The sequence below is a fragment of the Parabacteroides sp. AD58 genome, assembly GCF_023744375.2.
GTDB lineage: Bacteria > Bacteroidota > Bacteroidia > Bacteroidales > Tannerellaceae > Parabacteroides > Parabacteroides absconsus.
Genome location: NZ_CP146284.1, coordinates 2,615,186 through 2,633,465 on the forward strand (window position 1 = coordinate 2,615,186; position 18,280 = coordinate 2,633,465).

At 41.6% G+C, this 18,280-nt stretch carries 16 protein-coding genes; 7 read left to right on the top strand and 9 right to left on the bottom strand.

Features of this window, described 5'->3' with window-relative positions; all coding sequences use genetic code 11:
• Positions 1–155 precede the first annotated feature (155 nt).
• Positions 156–2,354: a patatin-like phospholipase family protein gene (locus NEE14_RS11260; RefSeq protein ID WP_251967806.1), complete on the top strand. Its 2,199-nt coding sequence runs from the start codon at positions 156–158 to the stop codon at positions 2,352–2,354.
• Positions 2,355–2,364: 10 nt separating this feature from the next.
• Here the strand turns inward: NEE14_RS11260 and NEE14_RS11265 are convergent, their stop codons facing one another.
• The 8 genes from NEE14_RS11265 to NEE14_RS11300 all read right to left on the bottom strand — a co-directional run bounded on the left by NEE14_RS11265 (position 2,365) and on the right by NEE14_RS11300 (position 10,450).
• The gene (locus tag NEE14_RS11265; protein WP_251967805.1) at positions 2,365–2,916 is read right to left on the bottom strand and encodes a chromate transporter; all 552 of its coding nucleotides are present in this window, start codon (positions 2,914–2,916) and stop codon (positions 2,365–2,367) included.
• Positions 2,917–2,972: 56 nt separating this feature from the next.
• Entirely contained in the window at positions 2,973–3,515 is a 543-nt protein-coding gene (locus tag NEE14_RS11270; protein WP_251967804.1) for a chromate transporter, read from the bottom strand.
• Positions 3,515–5,110: a S41 family peptidase gene (locus NEE14_RS11275; RefSeq protein ID WP_251967803.1), complete on the bottom strand. Its 1,596-nt coding sequence runs from the start codon at positions 5,108–5,110 to the stop codon at positions 3,515–3,517. The genes NEE14_RS11270 and NEE14_RS11275 overlap by 1 nt, the downstream gene beginning before the upstream one ends.
• A gap of 34 nt (positions 5,111–5,144) precedes the next feature.
• On the bottom strand, positions 5,145–5,606 hold the full coding sequence (gene coaD / locus NEE14_RS11280) for a pantetheine-phosphate adenylyltransferase (protein ID WP_251967802.1): 462 nt from the start codon (positions 5,604–5,606) through the stop codon (positions 5,145–5,147).
• A 4-nt stretch (positions 5,607–5,610) separates the two neighbouring features.
• Positions 5,611–7,479 carry a DNA topoisomerase IV subunit B gene (locus NEE14_RS11285; protein WP_251967801.1) on the bottom strand — a complete coding sequence of 623 codons (1,869 nt, stop codon included), beginning with the start codon at positions 7,477–7,479 and terminating at the stop codon, positions 5,611–5,613.
• A gap of 16 nt (positions 7,480–7,495) precedes the next feature.
• Complete coding sequence (locus tag NEE14_RS11290; protein WP_251967800.1) at positions 7,496–8,629, bottom strand: GNAT family N-acetyltransferase; 1,134 nt, start codon at positions 8,627–8,629, stop codon at positions 7,496–7,498.
• A gap of 466 nt (positions 8,630–9,095) precedes the next feature.
• Complete coding sequence (locus NEE14_RS11295; RefSeq protein ID WP_317259029.1) at positions 9,096–10,190, bottom strand: IS3 family transposase; 1,095 nt, start codon at positions 10,188–10,190, stop codon at positions 9,096–9,098.
• Positions 10,091–10,450 (bottom strand): helix-turn-helix domain-containing protein, encoded by a 360-nt coding sequence (locus NEE14_RS11300; RefSeq protein ID WP_251968791.1) that lies wholly within the window; start codon positions 10,448–10,450, stop codon positions 10,091–10,093. Before NEE14_RS11300 ends, NEE14_RS11295 begins: the two co-directional genes overlap by 100 nt.
• A 657-nt stretch (positions 10,451–11,107) precedes the next feature.
• Here NEE14_RS11300 and NEE14_RS11305 point away from each other — a divergent pair.
• A complete protein-coding gene (locus NEE14_RS11305) occupies positions 11,108–11,638 on the top strand; it encodes an RNA methyltransferase (RefSeq protein WP_022454988.1) in 531 nt (176 codons plus the stop codon).
• A 6-nt stretch (positions 11,639–11,644) separates the two neighbouring features.
• On the opposite strand, the gene NEE14_RS11310 is transcribed toward NEE14_RS11305, so the two are convergent.
• Positions 11,645–12,172: a DUF4294 domain-containing protein gene (locus NEE14_RS11310; protein ID WP_422394707.1), complete on the bottom strand. Its 528-nt coding sequence runs from the start codon at positions 12,170–12,172 to the stop codon at positions 11,645–11,647.
• A 225-nt stretch (positions 12,173–12,397) separates the two neighbouring features.
• Here NEE14_RS11310 and NEE14_RS11315 point away from each other — a divergent pair, with 225 nt between their 5' ends.
• The 5 genes from NEE14_RS11315 (at position 12,398) to tsaE (ending at position 18,261) form a co-directional block, all read left to right on the top strand.
• Entirely contained in the window at positions 12,398–13,204 is an 807-nt protein-coding gene (locus tag NEE14_RS11315; protein WP_251966573.1) for a hypothetical protein, read from the top strand.
• A 10-nt stretch (positions 13,205–13,214) separates the two neighbouring features.
• Positions 13,215–15,233, top strand: coding sequence for a helix-hairpin-helix domain-containing protein (locus NEE14_RS11320; protein ID WP_251966574.1), 2,019 nt, complete (start codon positions 13,215–13,217; stop codon positions 15,231–15,233).
• Positions 15,234–15,367: 134 nt separating this feature from the next.
• Positions 15,368–16,147: a radical SAM protein gene (locus NEE14_RS11325; RefSeq protein WP_251966575.1), complete on the top strand. Its 780-nt coding sequence runs from the start codon at positions 15,368–15,370 to the stop codon at positions 16,145–16,147.
• Positions 16,148–16,214: 67 nt separating this feature from the next.
• Positions 16,215–17,768 (top strand): PglZ domain-containing protein, encoded by a 1,554-nt coding sequence (locus NEE14_RS11330; RefSeq protein ID WP_251966739.1) that lies wholly within the window; start codon positions 16,215–16,217, stop codon positions 17,766–17,768.
• 73 nt (positions 17,769–17,841) lie between these two features.
• Positions 17,842–18,261 carry a tRNA (adenosine(37)-N6)-threonylcarbamoyltransferase complex ATPase subunit type 1 TsaE gene (gene tsaE, locus NEE14_RS11335; RefSeq protein ID WP_022454982.1) on the top strand — a complete coding sequence of 140 codons (420 nt, stop codon included), beginning with the start codon at positions 17,842–17,844 and terminating at the stop codon, positions 18,259–18,261.
• Positions 18,262–18,280 lie beyond the last annotated feature (19 nt).

Sequence of the window (18,280 nt, forward strand, 5' to 3'; positions counted from 1 at the left end):
AAAATTGTATTTTAAATAATGCCTCCAAATTACATATTATTATTCAATACAAATCCTTTTTCCCTACAAATTAACCTACATTCCTACAATTAAGGCACAGCGTTCATTGAATCGAATATAGTATCTTTGCCATCTAAAGTCCTAAAAAGAATAATATGCGACTACTAAAACTCATCTGTTACATATTAATAATTGTCTGTTTCTGTCCAGATTCAATCCAAGCCCGTAAAAAGGTCGGATTAGTTTTAGGCGGTGGCGGAGCAAAAGGGGTTTCGCATATTGGTGTACTGAAAGTATTGGAAGAAGCAGGGATTCCCATTGATTATATAGCTGGTACGAGCATGGGTGCTATTGTCGGAGGACTGTATTCTATTGGATATTCAGCTGCAGAAATAGACAGCATGGTGGCTTCTCAAGACTGGCAATTATTATTAAGTGACCGGGTAAAACGAGATAACCTGACGTTCCCGGAAAAAGAAAATTCTGAACGTTATGTCATCTCGCTTCCTTTCGGTATTGATAAGAAAGATCGTCTGGTAGATGGTATGATTAAAGGACAGAACCTGCAAAATCTCTTTTCCAACTTAACTATCGGTTACCATGATTCTGTCGATTTCCGTTCATTTCCGATACCCTTTGCCTGTGTAGCCGTAAATTTGGTTGATGGCAAAGATTATGTCTTCCAAAAGGGCAGTTTACCTGTTGCCATGCGGGCAAGTATGGCTATTCCGGCAGCTTTTACTCCTGTTAAATTAGACAGTATGATCTTGGTCGACGGCGGCCTAAATAATAATTATCCGGCAGATGTTGTCAAATCTATGGGTGCTGATGTAATCATTGGTGTTGATTTAGGAACCAGCGACTTGAAAAGCCTGCAAAATATAAATTCAACGATTGATGTAGTCGGACAAATTGTAGCCTTACACGGTTATGACAAATATACCCACAATACATCCATTACCGATTTACTTATCCGTCCTAACACAGCTCCTTATAATTCGGCCAGCTTTACTTCAACAGCATTGGATACATTGATTATACGTGGAGAAGAAGCTGCCCGCAGACAATGGAATGAACTGATTGCGCTTAAAGAAAAGATAGGAACAGACAGTATTTTTCCTCATACGTATTCGAAAACATCCGTTCTTAAACCTCAGGATTCTTTTCTGATCCGTAAAATATATTTCGAAGGAGCTGATCCTCGAGATGAAAAGTGGCTGTTACAAATCAGCCAATTAAAGGAAAACAGCTGGATATCACTCAAGAAACTGCATCATGCCATGTCTATTTTAATTGGTACCAATGCTTATTCTAACGTAAGTTACAAACTGACAGGCGAAGATGTTCATGACCTACATTTAATTGTAGAACCCAAGTCAGCCAGTTCGGTGAATGTTGGCTTACGGTTTGATTCAGAAGAAATCATTGCCGTCCTATTAAATGGAAAATTCGATTATCATACTCAGTTTCACTCTAAATTTGCGATTACGGGACGCGTAGGGAAAAAGACATACGGACGTGTTGATTATTCTATCGAACGTAATCCCTTACGTAATCTGAATCTGTCATATAAATTCACTTACCAGGATTTGGATATTTACCACTATGGAGAGAAAGCCCTCAATACAACTTTCCGCAACCATTTTGCCGAGTTTTCCTATTCTGATATGAATTGGCTCTGCTTTAAAGTACAGACAGGCATCCGATATGAACATTACAATTACAAATCGGTCTTGAATAATGGAGAACTTCCCATCGATCTCAAGACACAAAACTTTATCAACTATTTTGTTTCGGCCCATTTCGAGACACTCGACCGAAGTTATTATCCGAACCGGGGCGTTTCACTGAAAGCTGATTATACGGTATATACCGATAATTTCGTCGGCTATCAGGGTCATACGCCTTTTTCTGCTTTAAGTGCTAATTTTTTATCTGTAATACCTGTCACCAGTCACTTTAGTATTCTTCCAGCCGTCTACGGACGTGTATTGATTGGACGAGATGCAGCCTATCCATATCTAAATGCCGTCGGTGGAGAAACGGAAGGTCATTACTTAGATCATCAGTTACCTTTCGCAGGAATTAATCACGTAGAATTTCTGGACAATGCCTTTCTTTCGTTACGCCTGCAATTACGGCAACGCATCAGTGGCCGGCATTATATTTCACTGACCGGCAACTATGGTGTACATGAAGACAACTTCTTTAATCTGCTGAAGGGACATCACATCTGGGGCGGCAGTCTAAGCTATGCCTATAACAGTATGTTTGGTCCGATGAATGCTTCCTTCAGCCTATCAAACAGAACCCAAAAACTTCAGTTCTTCCTCAATTTAGGTTACTATTTCTAATTGAATCGTCTTACCAATAAATCACAATTCCGGCCAGACCCGCCAATAAGATCATCAAGATAGGATGTACCTTAAATTTCCATGTCAAAATAAAAGCGACACCGAAAATCAAGAAACTTTTATAGTCTATGAAATTTTCATGATTCATCAACAATAAGGCAGCAGCCGCAATCAAACCTACCGTAGCCGGACGAAGACCTAAAAAGGCAGCCTCTACATATTTATTATTCTTGAATTTGGCAAAGAAGTAAGAAATTAATAAGACTAAAAGGAATGAAGGTAAACATACGGCAAAGGTAGTCAGACATGACCCCAATATACTCATCGCCGGAGAATAACCGGCATTATGAATTGCTGTATAACCAATATAAGTCGCGCTGTTGATACCAATCGGTCCGGGTGTCATCTGCGAAATAGCTACTATATCAGTAAACTCCTGTAAGGAAATCCACTGATACCTGTCTACCACATCAGCCTGAATCAATGACAACATGGCGTATCCTCCGCCAAATCCCAATATACCAATCTTCAGATATACATATAATAATTGTAACCAGATCATAAGTTTTGAGTTTAATTATATTCCATCCAAGAAACTTATCAACAATAAATTTAAAGCTACTTGATTAACTTCGAATTCTTAATTTTTAATCCATAAATCAGACCACCGGCAATAGCAGCCAAAATAATCCATGCCGGAGAAACACCACCTAACCAAATCAACAAAGCGACTCCAATAGGAATAACCAATTGTTTATAAGAAAGCTTGATGGAACGGGCTGTCGTCAGACACGGAACAGCAATCAAGGCAACAACGGCCGGACGCAAGCCTTTGAATGCTTTCTCTATCCACTCGTTGTCCCGTACATGTGTAAAGAACAATGCAATGGCTAAGATAATCAGGAAAGAAGGAAGAATCGTTCCTAAAGCACAACAGAGAGCTCCTAAATTTTTACGCAATTTATATCCGACGAAGATAGATATATTCACCGCAAAAATACCAGGTAACGATTGCGTAACGGCAAAAATATCAATAAAGTCTTCTTTCGTCATCCAACCATGATCTACAACTTCCCGCTGAATCAAAGGCAGCATGGCATAGCCACCACCGATGGTAAATGTTCCTATCTTGACAAATGTCAGAAATAACGTCCAGTACATTATTGTTTAACTCCTAATATTTTGTGATACCTTTCTTCATCATTCAGGATACGTAATGCTTCCTGATAACTGTTATTTACATCATTGATAATATGAAAATACTCCGTCATGTCAAACAGATCACGTGCTATCAGGGATTTGATCTGTAATTGGATCAGAGGCAGCGAACGATTATATTCTTCTTCCTTGAAAGTTATCTTTGCCTCATCAGCCATCTTTTTCAGTTCATTCATGATTTCATCTGTCACAACGAACTTTTCCTTATAGACATGCGGTTTTTTATATGTTTTACCCAACTCTTCCCGATGCCGGTCCAGATAATTCATGGCTACCCGGTTTACTAAACCTTTTGCCACAATGTCACGATGATAATCTGAATAACGTGTCGTATCCATCGGAATGAATACATCCGGCATAATACCACCGCCACCATAAACTGTACGACCATTAGCCAACGTACTGTATTTCATCGAATCCGGGAAATGGATACTGTCTGCGCTCATCAGTTCTCCCCGATTATAACGGTCAATCAGGTCATGGGCGTAATCCTCACCTTTCCCCTTTTCGTATGGTTTCTGGATACAACGTCCGGTAGGCGTATAATAACGGGCTACTGTCAGACGAATCATTGAACCATCGGGAAGCGGTAACGGACGCTGAACTAATCCTTTGCCAAAGGTACGACGACCAACAATCACACCCCGATCCCAATCTTGTACGGCTCCTGAAAGGATTTCACTGGCACTGGCAGATGATTCATCCACCAGAATAACCAAATCTCCGGATTCGAAAGAACCTTGTAAGGTAGAAATGGCATCTTGTCTTTTCTGTTTGGATCCTTGTGTATATACAATCTGTTTTCCTCGTGACAGAAATTCATCCGCCAGTTCGATGGCTACATTCAAATAACCTCCGCCATTACCTTCCAGATCAAGAATTAACTTCTTCATTCCTTTCTTATCAAGTGTCTTCAAGGCTTCTTTAAATTCCTGGGTAGAAGAAGCGGCAAAACGGTTCAGTTTGATATATCCAATCGACTTGTCTGCCATATAAACGGCATCGATGCTATGCACCGGTATTTTTCCTCGAACAATGGTAAAGTCCAACAGTTCCGGTTCTCCACTACGCTTTACTTTTACACGGACTTCCGATCCTTTTGGTCCGCGCAGACGTTTCATGATATCGGTGGTTTTCATCTTCACGCCGGCAATCACCGTGTCGTTTACCTGTACAATCCGGTCACCGGCAACCAAACCTACTTTTTCCGACGGACCGCCAGGTATAACCTGAATTACATACACCGTATCTGTCAAAACATTAAACTGAATACCGATTCCGTCGAAATTACCTTCCAACGGTTCTGTCATCTCTTTTGTTTCTTCAGGATCGGTATACGTAGAATGAGGATCCAGTTTTTCCAACATACCTGTAATGGCATCTTCCACCAGCTTACTTTCATCAGTCGGATCCACATACAAGTTGGTGATCGCATATAGAGCCATCTGTAACTTCCGGGCATCCATATCCGGTTTCTGTGCAACAGCCGAAAAACATGCTGCTGCAATTCCAAGGAACAATAACGCTATTCGCTTCATTAACTAAAAAACTTATAAACCAACACATTTAATTTTATGGAAGAAATGCCGAAACATCTTTTCCAAAATGCAACAATTCGCGCACTGCACTCGAACTGATATGCGCATATTGCGGTTCGGCCAGCAAGAAAACAGTTTCAATGCCGGTCAATGTCCGATTAATATCGGCTATTGTTTTTTCATATTCAAAGTCAATGACAGAACGAATACCTCTTAAAATAAACTGGGCTCCTGTCTTTTCTGCCAGGTCGGTAGTTAGTGTATGATAAGTTATTACTTCTATTCGCGAATCATCTTGAAAAAGTGAACGGATGGCTTTCAATCTTTCTTCCAACGGAAAACAGGATTGTTTGTTTTCGTTGATGCCGATAGCAATGATAATCCGGTCGGCCAACGCCAGTCCTCTTTTTACCAATGATTGATGTCCTATGGTAAACGGATCAAACGATCCCGGAAAAAGAGCTATTCTCTCCTGTTTCTGTCCACTTTCTTTCATATACTCAGTTGATCAAATCTTCTTCAATTACCAAATTGTCAATGATGAAATTCTGGCGTTCCATCGTATTCTTTCCCATATAGAATTCCAGCATTTCCTTCACCAGGTCTTCCTTTTTCATCGATACCTGATCCAGGCGGATGTCTTTTCCGATAAAATGACGGAACTCATCCGGTGAAATTTCTCCCAATCCTTTGAATCGGGTTATCTCTGGATTCTTTCCCAAGGCCAGGATAGCCTGTTGCTTCTCTTCTTCGCTGTAACAATAAATGGTCTTCTGCTTGTTCCGGACTCGGAAAAGAGGTGTCTGCAGAATATAAACATGTTTCTGCTTAATCAGATCCGGGAAAAACTGAAGAAAGAATGTAATCAGCAACAAACGGATGTGCATTCCGTCGACATCCGCATCGGTTGCGATTATTACCTTGTTATAACGCAGACCGTCCAAACCGTCTTCAATGTTCAATGCGGCCTGAAGCAAGTTGAACTCTTCGTTTTCATAAACGATCTTCTTCGTCAGTCCGTAACTGTTCAACGGTTTTCCACGCAGACTGAATACAGCCTGGAAATTCGGATCCCGACTTTTAGTGATGGATCCGCTGGCCGAATCACCCTCGGTAATAAAGATACATGTATCTTCTTTCTGGTCACCTTTCGCGTCGTTCAGATGAATCCGGCAATCGCGGAGTTTCTTATTATGCAAATTGGCTTTCTTGGCACGTTCACGCGCCAGTTTGGTTACTCCTGCTATAGCCTTGCGTTCTTTTTCCGACTCTTGGATCTTACGAAGCAGAATATCCGATGTTTCCTGGTCTTTATGCAGGTAATTATCGAGTTCCTTCTTGATAAAGTCGTTGATAAACTTGGATACAGTCGGCCCATCCGGTCCCATATCTTTCGAACCCAACTTGGTTTTCGTCTGACTCTCGAAGACAGGTTCTTCCACTTTGATACTGATGGCCGCCACAATACCGGCCCGGATATCGGCATAATCGAAGTTCTTGTTGTAGTATTCCTTGATAACACGTCCGACAGCTTCCTTAAAAGCCGACAGATGCGTACCGCCCTGCGTCGTATGCTGGCCGTTTACGAACGAATAATATTCTTCTCCGTACTGGTTGCTATGGGTAATCACCACTTCAATATCCTCTCCTTTCAGATGAATGATGGGATAAAGTGGCTCGGTTGTCATGTTTTCATTCAGCAAATCCACCAGTCCGTTTTTAGAATGAAAGCGTTTCCCATTGTACAGAATCGTCAGTCCGCTGTTCAGAAAGACATAATTCTTCAACAAGGTTTCAACAAATTCGTCTTTATACTGATAATCCTTGAATATCGTATTATCAGGTACGAATACCACCTTCGTGCCATTGGCTTCGGTGGTAGGTTGTATATCAGATTCCTTCGTAATGATGGCTTTGTTGTATTCAACCTGCTTGCATTCTCCGTCACGGCAACTGACAATCAGGAAATAACTGCTCAGGGCATTGACAGCCTTAATACCGACACCATTCAGACCCACCGATTTCTTGAAGGCCTTGCTGTCATATTTAGCACCGGTATTCATTTTGCTGGAGACATCAACGACTTTGCCCAACGGCACACCGCGGCCATAATCGCGAACTGTTACGGTACCGTCGGAGATGGTCACTTCAATTGTCTTGCCGAATCCCATCATGTATTCGTCAATTGAATTGTCGAGCACCTCTTTCAGTAACACATAAATTCCGTCGTCAGCATAACTTCCATCGCCTAATTTACCGATATACATACCCGGTCGACGGCGGATGTGTTCCATCCAGTCGAGGGTTTTAATATCGTCGTCATCATACGATGCAGTATTTTGCTGTGACGTTTCTTTCAGTTCTTCCATATTGTCTCCTCTTCCATTATCCTATTTTCTTGATAAATGCGCGACGGGTCTTGTGATGTTCCCGTTTAAAATAATCCCATTGTGCCTGAACAGCATTGTTGCTTTCCAATTCCGGATTACTTTCAGCATATTCAACTCCTAATTTATTATAGATAGGAATCAAATCATTAAACAGCAGGGCATTTACCCCTTTACTCTGATATTCAGGCAAAACGCCCATCAGATACAGATCGACTACCTTCGGTTTCGTCTTCAGGGCTTTCAGCAAATGGATCCAGCCGAACGGGAAAAGATGTCCGTTTGCCTTCTTCATCGCATGTGAAAGATTCGGCAAAGAAATACCAAAGCCTACTACTTCGTCGTCTTCTTCCCGGACAATTACCGTTACCAGGTCATAACGAAGCATCGGAATATACATATTGATATAGTAGTCAATTTGCTTTTGTGTCAGTTTGGAGAAACCATACAACGGAGCATACGCTTCATTCAGCGTATTGAACACCTTATGTGCATATGGCATGATTTCCTTGGCATTTTTGAATTTCATGATCTTCAAGCCGTATTTCTTCTTGACGATCTCGCCAATCCGCTGATGTTTCTCTGGAATGCCTTCACGCGGAACGAAGATTTTGAACTCATGCCAGTCCTGGTCTTTCACAAATCCCATACGCTCCATGTGTTGCGGATAATAAGGGAAATTATAAATGGTCGCAATGGTTCCGATCTGGTCAAATCCTTCTATCAACATGCCTTCATGATCCATATCGGTAAATCCCATCGGCCCTTGCAACTCTTCCATTCCCTTCTGCCGGGCCCAGTCTTCCACCGCTTTGAAAAGGGCATCAACCACTTCCTGGTCGTCGATAAAATCAACGAATCCGAAGCGGGCGCGTTTCTGTCCCCAGGTTTCATTACTTCCCCGGTTGATTATTCCGGTGATACGTCCGACTACCTGATCATTCCGATAAGCCAGAAAACTGATGGAATCACAAACCTCGAAAGCCGGGTTTCGTTTCGGGTCGAGAGTCATCATTTCTTCCTCAATCAATCCGGGTACATGATAAGGGTTTCCTCTATACAAGTCGATATTGAACTTAACAAACTTCTTAAGTTCTTTCTTTGTCGTTACTTCTCTTATTATTACGCTCATTGATTCTTCTGCTTTGACTGGCAAAGTTAAGGAAAAAAATTCAGAAGTAAAGTATGTTGATTTCGCAGGTTTCATATCCGACCAACAGAAAAATAAGGATTTTATCTTGTTTAACGGAGGGCAGATCAGTCCGTTTAACTTTCATCTGAAACGGTTTTCGGTAAAATTATACCGTTTCACCCTTGTGAAACGATCGTTCCACAAGGGTGAAGAAATCGTTCCACCTATGTGGTACGATCATTCCACTAAGGTGGAACGATATAAATGTGTCATTTAACGAATTTGGTTGACTTAAAATCTCTTTATAAATAGAAGGGGTTGACTGTAGTTTAACTTATTTATATACTGAGTTGACTCATTTTTTTGTTATTCACCCTGCAGGTTGTCTTTTCTTATTTTGGGCAAAAATAAACAAAGATCTTTTATCCTGATAAAAATAATGAAAAAACCACCGCGGTGGTTTGCCTTACGGCTGGAGGCGCGAAGCCTCCAAAGAGTTTGTCTCCACCTGGTTGGCAGAAACGAAGGCATTAGACATTTCTCCTTGGATGGCTAATTCCCGATAACTCTTCCAGCGTTTCTTTATTGTTCCCCTCATTGCGGAGGCTTCAGCAGGAGTTATACCGTCCAGACTCAAATGAGGACGCTCATTGTTATAGAAATCGACCGCTATCCTTATAGCTGATTTAACTTCCGATACGCCGTAAAAGGATTGCCCCAAAAGGAGTTCATTCTTAATTGTATTGTTGACTCGTTCCGCCACGGCATTATCTTTGGGATTGCCGCTTTCGGTCATGCTTATCTTTATATGATGTTCCTTCAACCGGGAGATATAACTGTAACAGGCATATTGGACACCACGGTCCGAGTGATGGATCAATCCATTAAGATCCTTGCCCTTATAATAGGCCAAGGCCATGTTCAATGCGTCCAAAGGATAACGGGCTTCCAGCGTGTCGCCCACACTGTAACCGATGATTTCCTTTGTGTAGTAATCCGTTACTAAAGAAAGATAGCAGAAATCGTACTCGCCCGTTTCCGGCTTTGTCCAGTAAGGTATATAGGTGATATCGCTGACTATCAGCTGGCAGGGACGATCCGGAATGTATGTCTTAATCAGATTCGGATAGACTGGATACTCATGGTCGGAATCGGTTGTCTTGACGCGTCTTTTCCGTTTACGGACTTTCAGGCCATAACGTTCGATGATGTCATAGAAACGGTTATAACCCACGCTATGGGAACCAAACCGGCTCTGGTACATCTGCCAAAGCTTGTTCCCTCCTATGCCCGGATCTTTCCCTCGGATTTCCTTGATAAACTCCACAACGAAAGATTCTTCCATCAGACGTTGCAGTACCTTGTCCTCATGCTTATAGTAGGCTTGTTTACTCACACCAAGCAGACGGCACAGGGGAACGACCTTATACCGTTCCCTGTCCCTTTCATGCAGCCTACGGACTACTTGGTGCCAGCTTTTTTTAGCTTTATGCCATACACTTCCTCGCCATAGGCGACCATCTCTTGGTAGAAATCTGCGCGCAAACGCTCTTCGGCCAATGCTTTCTTCAGTGACGACAACTCTTCGAGGAGCTTCTTGTAGTCTTCCGGCGTCACGTCTTTTCCTTGCTTTTTCATGAGTTCTGCTTCTAGAGGATTTTCTCGTTCAAAGGTAGCTATTATTCGATAAATGCTCGAACGACTTACTCCATATTGTTGAACCACTTCCTGGATGGAGACGTTGTCTTGCTTTACCAAACGGAAAATCTCTCTTTCCTGATTCTTCCGAAACTTCTCTTGTTCATAATTGCTTTCTTTCATCTTCTTGTTTTTTAGGAGTCAACCTTATTTACAAAAAGACAATGTAACGAGAAAGGCATAAACATCCGCTTATCCACGGATCAGGTTGTCCTGTTTTCCGGTTATTCATTTACCGGGTTGTCTTTCCTTGGATGAAGAACAGAAACCGCCAATCACCTCATCCAACAGCAAAAGTCAACTTTTCAAACGTTATCAACGATTTCATTCATCATGATTATTATATCTTTTTTATTCTTTAATTTTTAAATCTCTTAGATGATAATATATGTCGGTTGATTTGGTTAAAACTTTTTGGAATGAATACTTGTCCGTCTCGTTATTAATATGCGGTAAATAGATATCAAGAAGATACCAACAGGTTATAACTATTCTTATTTATTGATTTATAATCAGATAGTATTATAAAGGACATATTGGTTAAAAACAGCTGTAGTGGAAAAGTTAATTACCCGAAAAGGCCGTTGAAAGGTGAAAATACCCTGTGGATATTTCATCAAAACTAATGATTTACTTTTTTGGATATTCTGAAGAAGTACTTGTATGGACGACTTTTTGGATTCTGCAAGCTTTATTTTTCATTTTGTATGCACGAGTTATAAATAGGTTTTTAACGGGCTATCCACATTTATTCACTACTTTTGCGGGAAAGATAAAGCTATGCGTAAATTAAAGGTAACAGAATTGAACAGGCTGACACCGGAAGCCTTCAAGAATAGTGAGAAAATTCCTCTGATCGTGGTACTTGATCATGTGAGAAGCCTGAATAATGTGGGTTCGGTATTCCGTACTTCCGACGCATTTCGGGTAGAATCTATTTATCTGTGTGGTATCACGGCATGTCCGCCCCATGCAGAAATCCATAAGACGGCTTTGGGAGCGGAAGATTCGGTGGACTGGAAGTATTTCAAAGATACGCTGGAAGCTGTTGATAACTTAAAGCAACAGGGTTATACAGTCTGTGCCATCGAACAGGCCGAAGGCAGTACCATGCTGGATAAACTGGTGTTAGACAAGACGAAAAAGTATGCGATCGTCATGGGAAACGAAGTAAAAGGCGTTCAACAGTCGGTCGTTGATAATTGTGACTTATGTATTGAAATTCCCCAATACGGAACGAAACATTCCCTCAATGTATCGGTGACGACCGGTATTGTCATTTGGGAGTTTTTCAATCAGCTGGGCTTATAAACCTGTTTATAACGCCCCACTTTCTACCAGGACAACGATCCGTTCGGTCAAGGCATCTTTACCTTTCGGATCGTATTCTGTTTTCAGGCTGGCGCCAAACATACCGGCAAACAGGTTCCAGAAGCCGGCACGGAAGCTTCCCAGGAACGCTTTTACCAGATGATAACTGGTCTGGTTGCACTCCCGGTCGATCAACTTAATCAACAGTTTACCCTGCGAAAGCGTCATCTTCTTCAATTCCGGCTTATATTGGGCAAACAATTCCTTTTCCATCCGCTTAAGATGTTCCTGTCGTTCTTTCTCCGTCGGCAGGGTTTCGATATATTCGTATGTTTCTATCAGGGTTTCATATACCATTTTAGCGTATGGAAGTGTTTTCTTCACATCACGTACCAGTTTCCAATACTTCGCTTCTTCCCGTTTGTTGCGGAACTTTACTGGCGGAAAGATATAGACTTCACGCAGATTGAAAATGGCAATCGTATCATTTCCTTCTACATACGCTCGGTGATATCCTTCGGGCAAGGTATTCATCCGGATGGATTGTGCCTTACTTTCGGATATGCCTAACCAGCAACTCAGTCCAATGACGAACATGATATGTATAGTACTCTGTTTCATAAGTCGATGCAAATGTATAAATCCTGTTGATAACTTGTGAGTTTAATTTGTTAATTCAAGTTTCGACCGGATAAACTTGATGAACTCGTTTCCGTTGTTTATATTTGCGAAGTATGTATAACCAAAACTCCTGTAACTATGAAACTGTTGGGACTATCCATTTTGTTCATTTGCCTGTTTTCTGTTTCTGCAGAAGAAAATCTCCGTTTGCCTGATACACGAGCGTTGGCTTTAGGAGGAAACAGTGTTACTCTTTCTTCGTTTTCCAATCCGGCTCTGGTGCAGTTATCAACAGGGAAAGTCATTCATCTGGACTATTTTAACCGCTATGCCTTAAAAGAACTAGGCAGTATCAACGGAAGTTTTCAATACCCGAATGCTTATTTGTCAACCGGTATTCATCTGGCTTCGTTCGGATACGAACGGTATCGGCAGAACATGGCCCGGATATTCTTGGGAAAGCAGTTGAATACCCGTTGGATGATGGGCGTTTCTTTTCAATATACCTGGATACAATCGGAGTTATATGAAGAGATACCAGCCCGTCTGTCTACCGATATCGGAATTGTTTATATTCCCTTTGATAAGTTGTTGATTGGATGTGTAGTACGAGATTTGCCTTCCGTGCGTACAAGTGCTAAAGATTTGAATCTGAAAGAACTTAGGACGTATGCTGTTCAGATAGGTTTCAACTGGGAAGTTCTCAACAATCTGCTCATAACTTCGTTTGCAGGAGTGGATGAAAACCATCGGATACAAGGCGGATTCGGTATGGAGTACGAAGTTTGGAATTGTTTTCAATTACGAGCAGGTCTGCAAGCCGATCCTTTTCTTCCCAGTTTGGGAGTCGGTTTTTCCTTTCATCATTGGCAATTGGACGCAGTGGCGTTGTGGCATCCGGTATTGGGTGTGAGTTCAGGTGTCGGTTTGTCTTATTCTTTTTAATCAGATACGTATGAAAAAGCAGTTGATAATTCTTTTGATAACCGTGTTTATAAGTGGTTATAATGCTTATTCCCAGGAATCTATTTCTGTTGATAAGTGGAAAGAATATATAGAAGAATTAGCTGAAGAATCAGCAAACGAGAGTCAGTTGGAAGCTCTTTATACCGAACTCTCCTACTTGTCGGAACATCCGATGGATTTGAATCAGGTTACGGCGGAACAACTTTCTCGTTTGCCGTTCCTGACAGACCGACAGATCGGACAGCTGGTTGCCTATCGAGAGAAATATGGAGAAATGGTTTCTATCTATGAATTGAAAGGTGTCAATGGTTTGGATTATCAGACCATCCAGTTGCTTTTGCCCTTTGTTTATGTTGGTGAAAAAACGGTTGATAAGCGGCCTCTTATAGTGAAAAACCTGTTGAAATATGGAAATAATGAATTGCAAATCAGGTACGACCGCTGTTTACAACAAAAGAAAGGATATGGTTCATATCCGGATTCTGTTTTAGCCCGTTATCCGAATCGGAAATACCTGGGCGAACCGTTCTATACTTCCTTGCGGTATGCCTATGAATTTGACGATTATTTACAGGCTGGTCTGGTGGCCGAGAAAGATGCCGGCGAACCTTTCTGGACAGGAAAGCAGAAAGGATATGATTATTATTCCTTCCATGCGTTGATAAAAGAACAAGGGGTGTTGAAAACCTTTGTATTGGGAGATTATAAGGTTTCTTTCGGACAAGGGCTGGTTATCAGTAACGATTTCTCGCCAAGTCGTTCGGCTTTGGTAGCACAGGCCGAACGAAGGAACAATGGTTTCAGACGACATTTCTCAACCAACGAACAGGATTTCTTCCGGGGAAGCGGATTAACGCTTACTTGGAAGGCTTGGGATGCTAACTTCTTTTATTCGTATCGGAAACTGGATGCTGCGGTAGAGAATGATACCTTTCCAACCATCAAGACAGACGGCTTGCATCGTTTACAACGGGATTGGGAAAAAAGGCATACGGTCACGATGCATACGTTTGGTGGAAACGTCCGCTGGGCACATCCGAATTATCATTTGGGTATAACGGCCGTATATTATACGTTCGGTGGAAAGACCATGTATCCACAAGAGCAATTATATAATCGGTTTGCTTTCCGTGGAGAAAAGAATATCAACATGAGTGTGGATTATATGTGGAAAAACCGGTGGGGAAAACTATATGGCGAAACGGCTGTCTCTGCCAATAAAGCCATTGCTACACTGAATGCTTTGCAACTGACACCGGCTTCTTATTTCTCATTGCTGGTGTTGCATCGGTATTATGACCGCCGTTACCAGGCTTTCTTTGGAAATGCGTTTGCACAGAACAGCACGGTGCAGAACGAACATGGAATCTATTTGGGTTGCCAATGGACACCTTTCGGACATTGGAAGCTGTCTTGGTATGCCGATTTCTATCGTTTTCCTTGGTTGAAATACCAGATCGATTTTCCTTCGACCGGGAAAGAGTATTTGTTTCAATTGGATTATACACCGAGTCAACATTTCTCCTCTTATCTTCGTTATAAAGGAAAGGAGAAGGATGAAGGGAGCAGGCAACATCGGTTTCGCTGGCAGGCGACTTATGTATTAGGTGATTCCTGGAAATTACGAACGTCGGCAGATGGTATTGTCTCGGCAAATACGGAAGAATCCAGTAAGGGTTATATGATTTCCCAAAGTGCCGGCTGGAAACCAGTGAAATATCCGTTGCAGTTGGATACTTACTTCGCCTGGTTTTCAACCGACAATTATGCGACACGCATCAGTTCGTATGAAAAGAATATCCTATATGCTTTTTACATGCCTTCGTTTTATGGAAAAGGACTTCGGGCAGCCATCTCTTTCCGTTGGGATCTGAAAAGAAGGTTCACTGTATCTGCCAAGTTCGCTCATACCTGGTACACAGATCGAGACCGGATTGGAACAGATACGGAGGAAATTGAAGGACAAGGCAAAACCGATTTGAACGTATTGCTTCGCTGGAAGTTCTGAGGTGGATTTTTATCAGATTATGTTCAGTGGGTATTATAAAGTGAAAAGAAGGTTTATTCGGGTGCATGTAATGTCTAATTTTCGTACATTTGCTCATGAACGAATGAAGAAACAAGAATTAATAATAATAAGTTATGGCAACGATTCTTTTTGACAAGATTGTTTATGGTCCGGTACATAGCCGCCGGTTAGGTGTTTCTTTAGGCATTAATCTGTTTCCTAAAGATGGTAAGCTGTGTACATTCAATTGTATTTATTGTGAATGTGGATATAATGAAGATCATCGGACGCGCACGCCACTGCCGAAGCGGGAAGAAGTGAAAGAACAACTGACCAAGAAGCTGGATGAAATGCGGGCAGAAGGACTTGTTCCAGATGTGATTACCTTTGCCGGCAACGGAGAACCAACCATTCATCCGGATTTTGCCGGAATTATAGAAGATACGATCGCCATTCGTAACGAACATTGTCCGTCGGCCAAGGTAGCTGTCTTATCTAATTCTACGATGTTGGATAAGGAAGAAGTCTTTGAAGCCTTATGCAAGGTAGATGATAATATCATGAAACTGGATTCGGTCTTGGATAGCCGCATCCGACAAATAGATAATCCTAACAAACCGGGATTCTGTTTTGATAAGTTGTTGAAAAACCTTTGTCGCTTCAATGGTAAGGTAATTATTCAGACGATGTTTTTACGTGGTGAAAAAGATGGTGTGAAAGTGGACAACACAACCGAAGAGGAAATTACCGGTTGGTTGGAAGCCTTGAAGGCAATAAATCCTAATCAGGTAATGATTTATACGATTGACCGGGAAACTCCGTTAAAGACATTGTACAAGGTTTCTAAAGAAGATTTGGATGCTATTGCTGAACGTGCCCGGAAAATAGGATTCCAGGTTTCGGTTTCTTATTAACCAGTTAACAGAAGAAATAGCTGACGGATAACTCAGGACTTATAAACTCAAGAACTTAAAACAACATATCGCAATGAAGAAAGACAAAGTTTTATGGGCAGATGATGAGATTGATTTGCTGAAGCCTCACATGATGTTTCTGCAGGAAAAAGGATATGAAGTAACGCCGGTAGTCAGCGGACAAGATGCTATCGACTGTTGTCGGGAGCAAAGTTTTGATATTATTTTCCTCGACGAGAATATGCCTGGTCTCACTGGCTTGGAAACTTTGTCACAAATCAAGGAAATAGCTCCGAATACGCCGGTAGTAATGGTAACGAAAAGCGAGGAAGAAAGCATTATGAACCAGGCTATCGGCAATAAGATTGCGGATTATCTGATCAAACCCGTTAATCCGAATCAATTATTACTGTCGATCAAGAAGAATGTGCATAAGAATGTCATTATCTCGCAGACGACTACTGAAGGTTATCAGCAGGAGTTTGCCAAGATTGGTATGCAGATTAATGATTCGTTGACGACCGACGACTGGATGGAAGTGTATAAGAAGCTTATCTATTGGGAACTGGAACTGGAAAGCAGTCAGGTAACCATGAAAGATATGTTGTTGATGCAAAAGGAAGAAGCCAACAATGCTTTCGGTAAGTTTGTCAAACGAAACTATGTAGACTGGATAAACAATCCGGCCGAACGTCCGTTGATGAGTCCGGATTTATTCAAGAAGAAGATTTTCCCTTTGCTTGACGAAGGAGAGAAAGTATTCTTTATCCTGATTGATAATTTCCGGATGGATCAGTGGCGTGTCGTGAAAGATTTACTGGCTGAATTCTATACTTTCGATGAGAGTTTGTATTACAGTATCTTGCCGACGGCGACCCAATATGCCCGGAATGCGATCTTTTCCGGATTAATGCCGGCACAGATCGAGAAGATGTTTCCGGATTTATGGGTAGACGAAGAAAGCGAAGAAGGCAAGAACCTGAATGAAGCGCCTTTGATTCAGACACAGATTGACCGTTTCCGAAAGAAATATACGTTCTCTTATAATAAAGTTCACGATTCGCAGTACGGAGAAAAGCTGTTGGGAATGATTCCTTCGTTGTTGAAAAATCAGTTGAATGTAGTTGTATTGAACTTTGTCGATATGCTTTCTCATGCACGAACTGAAAGCAAGATGATACGCGAGCTGGCTCAAAGTGAAGCCGCTTACCGGAGTTTAACTCGTTCCTGGTTTCAGCATTCTACCACTTTGGAACTGTTTAAGCGTATAGCCAAGTCGGGATATAAAGTGATTGTTACGACCGACCATGGAACAATCCGGGTAGATACGCCGGTGAAAGTAATCGGTGACCGGAATACCAATACCAATTTGCGGTATAAGGTTGGAAAGAACCTGAACTATAATCCGAAAGAAGTCTTTGAGATCCGGGATCCGGAAAAGGTAGGTTTGCCTTCTCCGAATTTGAGCAGCAAATACATCTTTGCCTTGAATGAGAATTTCTTCGCTTATCCCAACAACTACAACTATTATGTGTCGTATTATAAGAATACGTTCCAGCATGGTGGTATTTCCATGGAAGAAATGCTCATTCCGTTTATTACGATGATGCCTAAGATTTGATGGAGGAAAGGAAATAAGTGTTGTTCCTTTTTATCTTTCTCTCTATATTTGCAGATAACAATAGTAAATGAGTATGAAAACGATTCAGATTACAAGTTTAGATACGATTCATGAAGCGGCAAAAGAGTTCATTGCCAATATGGACGACCGTACGGTTTTTGCCTTTCATGGGAAAATGGGAGCCGGAAAGACAACCTTTATCAAGGCTCTGTGTGAAGAATTGGGCGTTGAAGATGTCATCAACAGTCCGACTTTCGCCATCATCAACGAATATCGTTCGGAAACAACGGGCGAACTGATCTACCATTTCGATTTCTATCGTATTAACAAGTTGAGCGAAGCTGAAGATATCGGTACAGAAGATTATTTCTACAGTGGAGCGCTTTGCTTTATCGAATGGCCGGAAAAGGTAGAAGATCTGTTGCCGGGAGATGTAGTGGATGTAACGATTACAGAGAATCCGGATGGCTCACGAACGGTAGAAGTAAATTGATTGAATACGAAATACAGTA